The sequence below is a fragment of the Porcipelethomonas ammoniilytica genome, from assembly GCF_025567485.1.
GTDB classification, from domain to species: domain Bacteria; phylum Bacillota; class Clostridia; order Oscillospirales; family Ruminococcaceae; genus Porcipelethomonas; species Porcipelethomonas ammoniilytica.
The window spans coordinates 38,511-52,921 of sequence record NZ_JAOQKH010000010.1; the positions used below are offsets into that span (position 1 = coordinate 38,511).

General features: G+C 38.7%; 14 protein-coding genes. 2 read left to right on the forward strand and 12 right to left on the reverse strand.

Going from position 1 to position 14,411, the window contains the following annotated elements; genetic code table 11:
* Position 1: 1 nt before the first annotated feature.
* The 12 genes from OCV67_RS08920 to OCV67_RS08975 all read right to left on the reverse strand — a co-directional run bounded on the left by OCV67_RS08920 (position 2) and on the right by OCV67_RS08975 (position 11,218).
* Positions 2–1,030, reverse strand: a complete 1,029-nt coding sequence (locus OCV67_RS08920) for an elongator complex protein 3 (RefSeq protein ID WP_147643638.1) — start codon at positions 1,028–1,030, stop codon at positions 2–4.
* A complete protein-coding gene (rnc, locus tag OCV67_RS08925; protein WP_147643640.1) occupies positions 1,017–1,721 on the reverse strand; it encodes a ribonuclease III in 705 nt (234 codons plus the stop codon). Before rnc ends, OCV67_RS08920 begins: the two co-directional genes overlap by 14 nt.
* A 16-nt stretch (positions 1,722–1,737) precedes the next feature.
* Positions 1,738–2,724 carry a phosphate acyltransferase PlsX gene (gene plsX / locus OCV67_RS08930; RefSeq protein WP_147643641.1) on the reverse strand — a complete coding sequence of 329 codons (987 nt, stop codon included), beginning with the start codon at positions 2,722–2,724 and terminating at the stop codon, positions 1,738–1,740.
* Positions 2,725–2,729: 5 nt separating this feature from the next.
* Positions 2,730–4,034 (reverse strand): methylenetetrahydrofolate--tRNA-(uracil(54)-C(5))-methyltransferase (FADH(2)-oxidizing) TrmFO, encoded by a 1,305-nt coding sequence (trmFO, locus tag OCV67_RS08935; protein WP_147643642.1) that lies wholly within the window; start codon positions 4,032–4,034, stop codon positions 2,730–2,732.
* A complete protein-coding gene (gene topA / locus OCV67_RS08940) occupies positions 4,034–6,109 on the reverse strand; it encodes a type I DNA topoisomerase (RefSeq protein WP_147643643.1) in 2,076 nt (691 codons plus the stop codon). Before topA ends, trmFO begins: the two co-directional genes overlap by 1 nt.
* Before the next feature lie 68 nt (positions 6,110–6,177).
* Entirely contained in the window at positions 6,178–7,401 is a 1,224-nt protein-coding gene (dprA, locus tag OCV67_RS08945; protein WP_147643644.1) for a DNA-processing protein DprA, read from the reverse strand.
* A complete protein-coding gene (locus tag OCV67_RS08950; protein WP_178085068.1) occupies positions 7,394–8,206 on the reverse strand; it encodes a TrmH family RNA methyltransferase in 813 nt (270 codons plus the stop codon). The genes dprA and OCV67_RS08950 overlap by 8 nt, the downstream gene beginning before the upstream one ends.
* Before the next feature lie 91 nt (positions 8,207–8,297).
* Positions 8,298–8,651 (reverse strand): 50S ribosomal protein L20, encoded by a 354-nt coding sequence (rplT, locus tag OCV67_RS08955; RefSeq protein ID WP_147643647.1) that lies wholly within the window; start codon positions 8,649–8,651, stop codon positions 8,298–8,300.
* Between the two features lie 31 nt (positions 8,652–8,682).
* A complete protein-coding gene (gene rpmI, locus OCV67_RS08960) occupies positions 8,683–8,886 on the reverse strand; it encodes a 50S ribosomal protein L35 (RefSeq protein ID WP_147643649.1) in 204 nt (67 codons plus the stop codon).
* Between the two features lie 14 nt (positions 8,887–8,900).
* Positions 8,901–9,428, reverse strand: a complete 528-nt coding sequence (gene infC / locus OCV67_RS08965; protein WP_147643693.1) for a translation initiation factor IF-3 — start codon at positions 9,426–9,428, stop codon at positions 8,901–8,903.
* Between the two features lie 226 nt (positions 9,429–9,654).
* On the reverse strand, positions 9,655–10,269 hold the full coding sequence (gene spoIIR, locus OCV67_RS08970) for a stage II sporulation protein R (RefSeq protein ID WP_178085069.1): 615 nt from the start codon (positions 10,267–10,269) through the stop codon (positions 9,655–9,657).
* A gap of 61 nt (positions 10,270–10,330) precedes the next feature.
* Positions 10,331–11,218, reverse strand: coding sequence for a leucine-rich repeat domain-containing protein (locus OCV67_RS08975; RefSeq protein WP_147643652.1), 888 nt, complete (start codon positions 11,216–11,218; stop codon positions 10,331–10,333).
* Between the two features lie 314 nt (positions 11,219–11,532).
* Here OCV67_RS08975 and OCV67_RS08980 point away from each other — a divergent pair, with 314 nt between their 5' ends.
* Together OCV67_RS08980 and abc-f are read left to right on the forward strand one after the other, a co-directional pair.
* Positions 11,533–12,627: a DUF3048 domain-containing protein gene (locus OCV67_RS08980; protein ID WP_147643653.1), complete on the forward strand. Its 1,095-nt coding sequence runs from the start codon at positions 11,533–11,535 to the stop codon at positions 12,625–12,627.
* A 283-nt stretch (positions 12,628–12,910) separates the two neighbouring features.
* A complete protein-coding gene (abc-f, locus tag OCV67_RS08985; RefSeq protein WP_147643654.1) occupies positions 12,911–14,398 on the forward strand; it encodes a ribosomal protection-like ABC-F family protein in 1,488 nt (495 codons plus the stop codon).
* The last annotated feature ends 13 nt before the right edge of the window (positions 14,399–14,411 follow it).

Here is a 14,411-nt window from a genome sequence, read left to right on the forward strand (position 1 = left end):
GTCAACCTCTGATTTCACACTGATATTTCGGGATATCTTCATCTCCCACTACTTTTATATCTACATTATTTTGTTTTCTGAAATATTCTATATTTGACTTTTTATGCCCCAGCGCTTTGCTTATACATGACGGATTCACTGCAAAGGTCACTTGACTGAATCGGCATTTCATTACTTTTACTATACTGTTATTATAACCTTCAGCAATGATTTTTTCCATTTTTCTCCGATAAATCCTGCTCTCACTAAGTTCTTTAAACGCCGGATGATAAAATCCTGAAATCATATCACCCTCTACCCCGTCAGACGCATGAAGTCCGCACTTTATAACATCAATGCCCTGCATATGAAATTCCTCAAGCATATTACTGCAAAGCTCAACAACCGTATCAAAAGACATTAATTTATACTTTCCGCTTTCATAAAGTTCTGCAAGCTTAGTTCCCTTCAGTACAACGACCGGATAAATTCTGACTGTATCGGGACAGATTTCAATAATACTTTCCATAGTTTTAAGTTCGTCATTAACACTGCTTTTATAAAGACCAACCATCATCTGAAGTCCCAGCTCAAAGCCGTATTCACGAATAAGAACCGACGCTCTATAAACGTCCTCAGCCGTGTGACCTCTTTCATTTGCCTTAAGAACATGATTTGCCATACTCTGAGCACCAAGTTCTATTGATGTCACACCGTATGATTTTAAAATATCAAGAATTTCCCTATCTATAAAATCAGGACGTGTGGAGATTCTTATTCCCTTAAAACCGTATTCACCCAAATAGCATTTTGCAGCGTCAAGTAGAGAAACCATATAATCTCTGTCAATTGCAGTAAAGCTGCCGCCGAAAAAAGCAATCTCACTGTTTTCCTTATCCTTTACCTCTGTTACAGCCTGACGGCATATCCGATGTACATCATTTGCTTTCGGAGCATATGACTGACCGCTTATTGTTTTTTGATTACAGAAGCTGCACTGATGAGGACAGCCTGCATGGGGTACAAAAATAGAAATATTACAATGACTCATAACCCATAAGCTCCAGAGCTTCCTTTGCAGCCATCTGCTCAGCTTCCTTTTTGCTTCTTCCAATGCCCGTTCCTATAACGTTTGAATTAAGGCGTACCTGAACTTTAAACGCCTTATTATGATCCGGTCCGGACTGTCCTACAAGCTTATATTCAACCTTTTCCTCAGGATTTTTCTGTATAATTTCCTGTAAAATAGTTTTATGATCACTGAAAGATACTGGTTTACGGTCATCAATATCCTTAGGAATAAACTTTAAAATATGTCTTCTTGCCGCTTCAAGACCCCCGTCAAGAAAAACCGCCGCTATTACCGCTTCAAAAGCGTCCGCAAGAATAGAAACTCTTTCACGTCCGCCGGTATTTTCCTCGCCTTTTCCCAGAAGAATATGCTCTCCTAGATCTATCTGCTTAGCAAATTCATAAAGTGATTTTTCACATACCAGCGACGCTCTTATTTTTGTAAGCTCTCCTTCCGGAAGATGCGTAAAATGTTCAAACAAATACTGTGAAACAACAATTGATAAAACGCTGTCCCCCAAAAATTCAAGACGTTCATTGCTATTTCTTCCTTTTCTTTTTTCATTTGCATAAGAAGAATGAGATAAAGCTTCTATAAGCAATTCCTTATCATTAAAATAATATCTGATTTTTCCTTGAAATTCTTCCAAATTTTTGTCTAAATTTTCCATATCACTTTTCCTCTGTTTACTTTTTTATGGATTTAACGATGGTTTCCGTAACACCGCCGTCAACACAATTTTTAGCCTGTCTGACAGCATTATAAAAAGCCTTGGCGTCAGAGCTTCCGTGAGCCTTTATAACAGGTTTTGATATTCCCATTAAAACTGCTCCGCCCTCTTCGGTGTAATCCATACGTTTTTTGAATTTTTTTATTTTACCCATAACCATAAGAGCAGAAAGCTTTGACAAAATTCCTCCGGAAAAAATACTTTTCAGCTCTCCGGAAAAAAACGAACCCATTCCCTCATATAACTTCAGCGCTACATTACCAGTAAAACCGTCGGATACTGCAACGTCAAAATCACCCTTTGGCAGATCTCTGGCTTCAAGGTTTCCGCAGAAATTAACAGGAGCATTTTCAAGAAGCTTGTATGCTTCAATCTCCAGTTCACGTCCCTTAGTATCTTCTGCACCCACATTTATAAGACCTACCTTGGGTTTTTTTATACCTTTTACCTTTTCCATATATGCAGACGCCATTAAAGCAAATTGCACCAGCATTTCGGGTCGGCAGTCAATATTCGCTCCTCCGTCCACCAGCATAACATGTCCCCTTGCCGTAGGCAGAATAGGCGCAAGCACAGCTCTTTTTATACCTTTGATTCTTTTGGCTATAAATGTAGAACCGACTACCAGCGCTCCGGTACTTCCTGCACACACAAATGCATCTCCCTTGTCCTCGCTTAACAATTTCAGCCCTACAGCCATTGAGCAACCATTACGGCTTTTTAAAATCTCAGACGGTTCCTCATGAATATCAATTACTGAATCCGAATGCTCTATTATCATGCCGCTTATATCAATTCCATTATCCGCAGCAGTCTTGGCAATTATATTTTTGTTTCCTGTAAGTGTTATATCAATTCCAAGTTTTTCCTGTGCCATACGGCAGCCTTTAATTACTTCCAGAGGAGCATTATCTCCCCCGAAAGCGTCTACAATTATATTCATATACGTCAACCTTTTTTATTTACTGTACGTTCCAGAGCGTCTATCGCACGGTCCGCATAAGCTTTATATTTTAATTTTTTATCCTTTATTCTTTCCGGAAGATCAGGCAAAATACCCATATTACAACCCATCGGCTGAAAGTCACCGCTGCACCCTCCGCTGATATATGCAGTCAATGCGCCGATCATAGTTTCAGGAGGAAGTATCAGCGACTGTTCGCTGTTTAAATACCTTGCCATATTGATCCCCGCCATTATTCCGCTTGCCGCAGATTCAATATATCCTTCAACACCGGTAATTTGTCCGGCAAAAAATATATCCGGGTCACTTTTCAGGCTGTATGATGGTTTCAACAGTCTTGGACTGTCAATAAACGAATTACGATGCATAACCCCATATCTTACAAACTCAGCATTATCCAGACCTGTGATCATTGAAAACACTCTCTTCTGCTCACCGAATTTCAGGTTTGTCTGAAATCCTACAAGATTATACATAGTCCCTTCTGCATTTTCTTTTCTCAGCTGAACCACGGCATAAGGGCGCTTTCCTGTACGCTTGTCGATCAGTCCCACTGGCTTTAACGGACCGAAACGCATGGTATCCTCGCCTCTTTTGGCAAGTACCTCCACAGGCATACAGCCCTCATACACCTTGAAATCTCTTTTGTCAAATTCTTTTAAAGGTGCGGATTCAGCAGAAATCAACGCATTATAAAAAGCAAGATATTCTTCCTTGTTCATGGGACAATTTATATAGTCTGCGTCCCCTCTGTCATAGCGTGATGCAAAGAATACCTTTTCCATATCAAGACTTTCAAACGTCACGATAGGAGCGGCTGCATCAAAGAAGCTGAGATAATTGCCGCATTTTTCACGTATGCTTTCTGCAAGCTCTCCGAAAGTAAGCGGACCGGTAGCTATAATAACTGGTCCGTCCGGAATTTCGGTTACTTCCTCATCAATTATTTCTATAAGCGGATTCTGTTTTATCTTTTCAGTAACTGCATCGGAGAATTTCTCTCTGTCAACTGCCAGCGCCCCTCCTGCCTCAACGGCATTTTCCTTTGCGCATGGTACGATCAATGAACCCAGAATTTCCATTTCTTCTTTGAGAAGTCCGGCAGCCGAATCGTGTCTGGACGCTTTCAGGGAATTGGAGCATACAAGCTCTGCCAAACCGGAATAATGGTGCGCAGGCGTATATTTATGAGGTTTCATTTCATATATATAGGACTTTATTCCTGCACTGGCCAGCTGCCATGCCGCTTCACAACCGGCAAGTCCTCCGCCGATAATTTTAACTGTCATCAAAGATTCCTTTCGTAACCGCAGTCAGGCTTTTCACATAAAAGCTTTCCGGATTTTCCGCCTTTTTTGAAAAGTGTGCTTCCGCACTTCGGACACTTATCTTCAACCGGAGCGTTCCATGTCATAAAATTACAGTCCGGATATCCGTCGCAGCCATAAAAATTTCTTCCTTTTTTAGACTTTTTAAGAACAATCTTACTGCCGCATAGAGGACATGTACCCTTTGTTGCCTGAACGATTTTTTTAGTATTTTTACATTCAGGAAATCCAGGACATGCAAGAAACTTACCGAAACGTCCGATTTTAATTACCATTTTTCTTCCGCAGAGGTCGCATTCAACGTCTGTTTCCTCGTCAGGTACCTTAACTCTTTTGCCCTCCATAGCTTTTTCAGCCTTTGTAAGCACCTTGTCAAAGTCCTTATAAAATACGTCCAGAGTATCCACCCAGTTGGTTTCTCCTCTTTCAACCCCGTCAAGATCGCTTTCCATTTTAGCAGTAAATTTAGCGTCCACAATATGCTTGAAGTGATCCTTCATAAGATCAGTCGTAACTTCACCTAATGCCGTAGGTCTAAGCTGCTTACCGTCACGTTCAACATACATACGTGAAATAATTGTTGATATAGTAGGAGCATAGGTACTAGGTCTGCCTATACCGTTTTCTTCCATAGTTTTAATTAGAGAAGCTTCTGTAAATCTTGAAGGAGGCTGTGTAAAATGTTGATTTCCCAGAATTTCTTTCAATTTCAAGATATCTTCCTTATTTATCGGGGGCAGCATTTTATTGTTTTCTTCTTCACTGTCCTTCTTTTCTTCATACAGCTTTGTAAAACCGTCAAATTTAACGGAATAACCGGACGCTTTAAAGGTACAGCCTTCTGCTTCAATCGTTACCGACACTGTATCAAGAAGAGCATTTGCCATTTGGCTTGCAATAAATCTTTCCCAGATAAGCTTATATATCTTAAATTGGTCGGTAGTAAGACTTGCCTTGACTCTGTCCGGCGTAAGCTCCGGCAGAGACGGACGTATAGCTTCATGTGCGTCCTGAGCATTTTTCTTTGATTTAAATACCCTTGGAGACGGCGGTAGATATTCCTTGCCGTAAATTTCTTCTATGCATTTAGCGGCTGCATCTCTTGCTTCATCAGAAATTCTAAGACTGTCTGTTCTCATATAGGTTATGAGACCCACAGCGCCCATTCCCTCAATTTCAACGCCTTCATACAGCTCCTGAGCGGCTTTCATAGTTCTCTTAGCCTGAAATCCCATTCGCTTAGACGCTTCCTGCTGTAAAGTAGAAGTAATAAACGGCGGCGCAGGCTGTTTTCTTGTAACTCTCTTTTTAACATCAGTAACAGTATATACTGCGTTTTCCAGTCTTTTTAAAACCTCGTCAGTTTGCTCTTTATTTGCAAGTTCTGCTTTTTTACCGTCAATTGCAGAAAGCTTTGCGGCAAAAACCTTACGGCTGGACGGCGCTGTAAATTTAGCGTCAATACTCCAGTATTCCTGAGGAACAAATTCCTTTACTTCCTTTTCCCTGTCTACTATAAGACGTACCGCTACCGACTGAACACGTCCGGCAGAAAGTCCTCTCTTAACCTTTTTCCACAGAAACGGACTAAGCTTATATCCCACTATTCTGTCAAGAATACGTCTTGCCTGCTGTGCGTTAACAAGGTCAAGGTCTATTTTATGAGGATTGCTCATTCCTGCCTTTACACCGGATTTTGTAATCTCATTAAATTCCACTCTGTTATTATCGTTAATATCCAGACCCAGCATATTTGATATATGCCATGAAATAGCCTCTCCTTCTCGGTCCGGGTCAGTTGCAAGGTAAACATGTTCGCTTTTTTTAGCGTACTTCTTCAATTCCTTAATAACGTCCTCTTTGCCCTTCATGTCCACATACTGGGGTTCAAAATTATTTTCAAAGTCTATACCCATTTTGGATTTAGGCAAATCCCGTACATGTCCCATTGAAGCAACAACTTCATAATTTCCGCCAAGATATTTTTTTATTGTCTTTGCCTTGGCAGGAGACTCAACTATTACTAAATCTGACATATCTATATAATATTTTTCCGTAAATTACGAAAAAAATCTCCTTTCTTAAAAATTCTCACTGAAAGCTTTCAGCAAAGCCTGTACTTATTGTCAGGTCTGAGCTCTGCGGCTCCCATAATTTCAAGCTCGGTAAGTATCGCAAGAACCTGAAACGAATCAATATCTGTTGCCAGTGCGATCTCATCAGAATGCAGATCACCATCTTTAAGACATGCCGCCACAAGACGCTGTTCATCTGTCATATCATCCAGCAGATGTTCATATGCCATTTGCGTTCCCTGCTTCGTAATTTCCTGTTCTTCCTGAGGTTTTATCCTACTGCTTTGATTTTTTCTTTTAACAGTTCTGCTGTCCCGATACGGTATATCATTTTCTCCGTAAAGCTCCGGCCATTTCATAGAAATATCATTATTTCTGAAGTAATCTGACGTATAGTACTCATAAAGTATATCAAGATGACTGAAAACCGGCACAGCACCGTCACGAAGATATTTTATCACTCCTGAGTACCTTTTGTCAAATATATCTCCGGGAGGAATACAGAAAACAGTTCTTCCCTGCTCCGCCGCATGGGCTGCAGTTATCAAAGAACCGCTTTTTTCATCTGCCTCTGTAACTAGAGTTCCGAAACACATGCCGGAAATAATTCTGTTTCTTACATGAAAACACCATCTGTCAGGACGTGTACCCGGAAGATATTCCGTTATAACAACACCGTTTACAGCTATCATTTTCTTTGCCTTTTCATTTTCCTTAGGATAATTCACATCAAGACCGCATGCAAGTACAGCGGCAGTGCAGCCATTTTGTTTAAGAACACCCTTATGAGCCGCAGAATCAAGTCCCAAAGCAAAACCGCTTACGACTGCTATTTCTCTTTTAGCCAGTTCACCGCAGATTTTTTCTGTTATTTCTGCGCTGTAAACTGAAGGCTTTCTTGTTCCTACGCACGCTACGGCCGGACGGCTTATAAAATTTTCCATATTACCCATACAAAACAGTACGGCAGGAGGATTATAAATATTCCTGAGCAGAGGAGGATAATTTTCATCTTCAAAGGTTATTATTCTGTATCCTTTATCCTCACAGTATTTAATTATACTGTCGCACTGTTCTATATGAGTAGTAACGGCAGATTTCTTTTCCTTGGCATTCATAGACGCATGATTTCCTTCGTGAACAGCGTCATACGCTTTTTTAACGTCCTGAAAGGGAATAACCATTTCCCATATACGCTCATTTCCGGGTCTGAACGCCATAACAAACCAAAGCCAGTATCTTGCATTACCCAAATTTCATCAGCTCCCACATTATTATTCCCGTAGCCATTGCCGCATTAAGTGAATCAATATTTCCGTTCATTTTTATTGTTATTCTCTGCGTACATTTCAAAATTATTTCTTCAGGCAGTCCGTTCCCCTCATTGCCTATGACAATACCTCCTCCGTTTCTGAAGTCAACTGTTTTAATGTCAACGGCATCTCTGTCCACAACAGCGGCATATGTATTAATTTCAGCACTGTCCATAGCAGCAAAAACATCGTCGGCAGGTATATCCCTGTACACAGGAATTCTGAAAATAGAACCCATTGTTGAACGTACAACCTTAGGATTATATATGTCACAGCTTTCTGTAAAGATCACGCCGTTCAGTCCCAAAGCGTCAGCAGTTCTTATTATCATACCCGCATTTCCCGGATCCTGAAGCTGATAAAGCACCGCATAACGTCCGCGCTTCTTCAGGTTGCTGAGCTTATCGGTTTTATCAATAAAAGCGCATTCTGCAAAAATACCCTGAGTTTTTCCTGTATCTGCAATTTTTACTCCCAGTTCATCGGATATTGCTATTAAATCAATATCCCGAAGCTTAATACTTTCCAGCTTATCGGCATATTTTTTTAAAGCCGATTCAGTGACAAATATTTTTTTAACAGGAGCATTATTTTTAAGTGCGTCAAAAACAAGACGGCTTCCCTCAAGAGCAAAAAGCCTGTTATGAAAACGTTCCTTTTTTGAGATCATAAGCTTTCTGAAACGTTTAACAGACGGATTATCTTTAGACGTAACGGTATCTGATAAAAATCCGGAAATATTCATAAAAATCTCCATTCTGGCAGATCGATTAAAAAGTCACAAAATTTAAACGAAAACACGCTCCGATATAAAAAGAGCGTGTTTTTTTAATAAATTAAAGAGCGGCTTTAGCCTTTTCAACAATAGCTGTAAAGCCTGCCGGATCGCTGATTGCGATTTCAGAAAGCATCTTTCTGTTGAGTGTGATTCCAGCTTTCTTTACGCCGTTCATGAACTGTGAATAGTTGATTCCATTCATTTTGCATGCGGCGCTGATTCTTGTTATCCAAAGCTGTCTGAAATCTCTTTTCTTCTTCTTGCGTCCTGCATATGCATAGTTGCCGGACTTCATAACAGCCTGTTTAGCCATCTTGAAATGCTTGCTCTTAGCGCCCCAGTAGCCCTTTGCAAGCTTTAGAGTTTTATTTCTTCTCTTGCGAGTCATCATCGCACCCTTAACACGTGCCATAGTTTATACCTCCGTTTAACTTCTGCCAATATTACATATAAGGAATTAACTTCTTTACTGTTGGAGCATTTGTTTCGCTTGCAACACCTGCGCAGCGAGCAATTCTCTTTCTCTTTGTATCCTTCTGTGTAAGTCTATGTCTTTTGTTTGTGTGCTGATATTTAACCTTACCATTTTTAGTCAGCTTAAAACGTTTTTTAGCACCTGAATGTGTTTTAACCTTAACCTTTGCCATAACCTGTTCCTCCTTTATTTACTGGATGCTTTCGGCGACATGAACATAACAATACTGCGACCTTCCATTTTGGCAGGCTTATCAACAACACCGACCTCTGCACAGGCTCCCTTGAATTTTTCAAGCAGTTCCTCGCCCAGCTGCGGATGCGCAATAGCACGCTTACGAAATCTGACGGAAACCTTTATTTTATCTCCGTTTTTCAGGAATTTCTGAGCCTGATTGACCTTTGTGTTAAAGTCGTGAGTATCAATCGCAGAAAACATTCTGATTTCTTTAATTTCAACAACCTTCTGATTCTTTCTTGCTTCCTTTTCTTTCTTTGCCTGTTCAAAGCAATACTTGCCATAGTCAAGTATACGGCATACAGGCGGCTTAGCCTGCGGAGCAATCTTTACCAGGTCAAGATCCTTTTCATAAGCCATTTTCTGAGCTTCTCTGGCAGAAATAACGCCGATTTTTGTTCCGTCAACGTCAATCAGAAGAACTTCCTTGTCTCTGATTTCTTCGTTGATCTGCAGTTCCTGTTTGCTAATAGTCAGCACCTCCAAGCATTAATCATGGCGCAAATAAAATTTAATCGCCAAAACAAAAATGAGTGCAGATAAAATCAGCACTCATGAAAAATCAAGCGGTATTAACCCGTATAATTTCACTATTAACCATTCCGAGTGTTTCATCTCATGGTGAGAACTGATATTCTGCTTTATTTTACTAATCAATTATATACCTGTTTCATAAATTTGTCAAGTGTTTTTTTATATTTTTTTATTTAGACAACTTTTCTTTAAGTCCTCTGAACAATTCAACACACTTAAATCTCACTTCGTATTTATCCGGATTTTTCATTATATCCAGTTCTTCGGCTTCAAAATAATCTTCAGCCGCTTGTTCATCACTTTCAACCTTTTCCGCTGCCGGAATGCACAGAGGCGGATACATTACACACCACCAATTATGTCCTTCCGCTTCTCCTATTGTAACCCTCAATGCGTCATATTTTCCGGCAGGCATTGTTATATCTCCGTATTCACGGGCGTCAAATTCCATATTTACCAGCTGAGTCTGGACAGTATAATTATAACCGTTTGCGTGTATAACGTCAAGTACGATATCATTTATTTCATCAAGTTTTTCGTTTGCTCTTATTTTCATTTCCTCGAGATTTTCGCATCCGCCGAAAATCTCATCTGAATTTTCTAAAAGCTTGTCCCTTACTTTCAGCTTAAGATTCTGATCATATTCAGTATCGGAATTTGCAAGTATATGCATTCTGAGAACCTCATGCTCAATTTTGTCAAGCTTTTTTTCAAATCCTGCAAAATTTGAAAAAATAATACTGCCTATAAGCCCTGTAAGTAAAATTATGTCTGTTTTTTTCATGTCAGTCACCTCATTGAAGAGGTTTGACATGAAAAACAAATTTTATTCACTCACTGTAAAATTATTGCTCATATTCATATGAACTTTCCAAAGAAATTATTTTATGCGTCCATTTAAAAAACATTAGTCCCATGCCTGAAATTATAACCATCACCATCGGTACAACTGAAAATGTTCTTTCTGTTTTTTCCTGATTTTTTTTGGAACCGGAAAACGTCATTCCATTTTCATCAGCATAAGCCTTTCCCAGCGAATTTTCGCTGCCATTAATCACAAAGCTTCCCATCGGTACAAGCGAACCGTCTCCTTCATAACCTACAGCAAAGTTTCCAACGCTTATTGTACTGTCGGGAATATTTATACTTCTCAAGCTGCTGCACCGCAAAAATGCAAAATCATTTATTTCATAAAGATTTTCTGAAAGCTTTATATCCTCCAGCATTTTACAGTCTGCAAAGGCATACTCTCCGATTCTTGCAGTACTGTCCGGAATATCTATGCTTCTGATACTGCTGCAATTATAAAATGCATATTTTTCTATACTTTTAAGAGTATCCGGAAGCTCTACGGTTTTCATAGAACTGCAATTGAAAAAACTGCCCTCCTCAACAGTATTTATACTGCCTTCAATGATTGCCGTTTCTAATGAACTGCATTCATAAAAAGCATGATGTCCCACTTTTTCCACGCTTTCAGGTATAATAACCTTTTCAAGCGATTTACATCTGTAAAATGCATTTTCACGAATTTCCGATACAGGTTTACCGTCAATAAATTCAGGAATGCAAATAATTTCCGGTTCTCCTTCAAATCCTGTTATAACCGCCTTATCATTGCATATAATATAATTTAAAGTTTCACAGTATGTATCCGCACTTGCCGGACCATTGCATAACGCCGCCGATAATACCGCCGATATGACAGCGGCAAACATTCTGTTCTTTTTCATAAGCTGCTCCTTTACAGTTAAATGATCAACACTTTTTTAAGACATCGTTGTTTAACGGTCGCCTTACCATAATTTTAAATCCGGAAATATTAATTGTAAATCAGTTTTTCATCGTAATTTCTCGACTGATACTTTATAGAAATATTTATAACCGATCAAATATCCATACTAATTTCCATTTTGCAGTTACTTTTTAATGTTTTTTGCAAAAAATACTTATTTACAATTTATACATAATTTATTAACAAAAAATTAATAATATTATTGTAAAGTTTTTGTGTATATATCTTTAAATAAAGAAAATTGGAGTAAATATGAATAAATTTAAATTATTTGCTGGAATTACAGCAATTTGTCTTTTAACGACCGGTTGTGCTGAAAACGAAAATATAAGTCAGTCAACATCAGAACAATCATCGTCCGTATCAGAAATGGAATCTTCATCACAGTCTGACAAAAATCCGAATATACTCAGCGATGAAAAAAATCCCCTTACAGGCGAATACGGTTTCAATGAAAACGCCGTCGGAAAAAGACCTGTTGCCGTTATGGTAAGCAATATAAAGGCTGCGCTTCCGCAGTATGGCATTGACGAAGCGGACATAGTTTATGAGCTTCCTGTTGAAGGCGGAATAACAAGGCTTATGGCAATCTATGCGGACTATACAAACGTTCCGGACGTTTGTTCCGTAAGAAGCTGCCGATACTACTACCCTCTTATTGCTTATGGTATGGATGCAATTTACTGTCACTGGGGTTCGGACAAAACAATCGCCCTTGATACCTTGAATTACCTTGATATAGACAGATTTGACGGAAATGACAATTCGCTTGGTTACGGTACAGTTTTTGAACGTGATGAAGAAAGAGCTGCCTACTACGATACCGAACATACCGGATGTCTGAGGGGGTCAAGACTTGCCGACGCCATTGAAGATATGGGATACAGAACGGATATCAATGAAACCAATGAATCAGGCACATTTATATTCAACAGTCCTGACTCTCCGAAAGAACCTGACGGTGCAGTCTGCATGACAGCACAGCTTAATTATTCCGGTGACTACTACAGTACATTTGAATATGACAGCAGCAATGAAACATATTTTAAGTATCATTCCGGTTCTCCTCATAATGATGGTGTAACGGGAAATCAGCTTGAATTCAAAAATGTCATAATCCTTGCAACATCAATCTCAACTCGAAGCGACGGAAAGCTTATGGATATCGGTCTTGAAAGCGGAAACGGCTATTATGTTTCTATGGGAAAAGCACAGCCTATAACCTGGTCAAAAGACTCTGACGACAGTCCTATAAAGCTTTATGACGAATCCGGAAATGAAATTTCTATCAATGCCGGAAAAAGCTATATAGGATTTATCAGCGAAAATAATATTTCAATAGAATAATTTCTGACTATTGACAAATAAAATTTCATATGATATAATGCACATGAAGTATAAGAGATTTGAGGTGAAAAGATGCGCAGAATTTCTTGTTAATGGATTTGCATAACAAAATATTTTTTATATACTGCAAAAACAGTATAGTTTTGTTGTGCCATTACAGGAAAGCTGCATATCTTTATCTTCACATATAAAACCATACCTGAATCTGTCTTGATGCAGGCGTAATTGTGAGCTATAGGATATTACTTTCCTGTAGCTATTTTTATTTCAGGAGGTACTTTATATGTCGATGATAAACGTTACAAATCTCACTTTTGCCTATGACGGCAGCTATGATAACATTTTTGAAAATGTCAGCTTTCAGATAGATACTGACTGGAAACTTGGCTTCACCGGCAGAAACGGCAGAGGAAAAACAACATTTCTGAATCTGCTGCTGAAAAAATATGAATACAGCGGAACTATTTCATCAAGTGTCCCTTTTGAATATTTTCCATATGAAGTCACAGACAAGGAACAGCTTACAACAGATGTAATTTCCTCTGTTTGCTATGACTTTCAGCAATGGCAGCTTATGCGTGAGCTAAATTTACTGCAAGTGTCAGAAGACGTGCTTTACAGACCGTTTAACACACTTTCCAATGGTGAGCAGACGAAAGTTCTTCTTGCCGCACTGTTTTTAAAAGAAAACAACTTTCTTCTTATTGACGAGCCTACCAATCATCTTGATGTTAATGCCAGAAAAATTGTCGGGGACTATCTTAATTCTAAAAAAGGATTTATTCTCGTTTCCCATGACAGAAATTTTCTTGATAGCTGCGTCGACCATATTCTGTCAATAAACAGAAATAATATTGAAATTCAAAAGGGTAATTTTTCGTCATGGCTTGCAAATAAGGAAGCTCAGGATAATTTTGAACGTAATGAAAATGAAAAGCTAAAAAAGGATATTAAACGGCTTTCAAATGCTGCTAAAAGAACTTCAGATTGGTCGGACAAAGCTGAAAGCAGAAAAATAGGATTTGATCCGAAAAAAGTTGAAAAAAACATTAACCGTCGTCCCATGCAGGCAGCAAAAGCAAAAAAAATGATGTCACGCTCTAAGCAGATACAATCACGACGTCAAAACGCCATTGAAGAAAAATCAAAGCTTCTTAAAAATACTGAAACCATAGACTCTTTGAAGATTTTTCCGCTGAAATTTCATTCTGACTGCCTTATTTCCATCAAAAATATATCAATAAAATATGATGACAAAATTATTTGCGAAAACGTCAATTTTCAAATAAATCAAGGAGACAGAATCGTTCTCAATGGTCAGAACGGCTGCGGAAAGTCAAGCATTTTAAAGCTTTTATGGGGCGATAATATCGAATACAGCGGTGAAATCATTAAAAATAATCAACTGAAAATTTCTTATATTCCGCAGGATACATCGTTTTTGTACGGCAGTCTGACTGAATACGCTGAAAATCATCAAATAGATGAAAGTCTTTTCAAGACTATTCTACGCAAGCTTGACTTTTCAAGAACACAACTTGAAAAAAATATAGAAAATCTAAGTGCAGGTCAAAGAAAAAAGGTACTTATTTCAGGAAGTCTTTGTCAACAGGCGCATTTATACATCTGGGATGAACCTTTGAATTATATTGATATTTTCTCAAGAATGCAGATTGAACAGCTTTTACTGACATTTAAACCAACATTGCTTTTTGTGGAACATGATAAGCAGTTCCAAGACAATATCGCCACTAAAATAATTCAAATATAACAAAAGGGCAGTT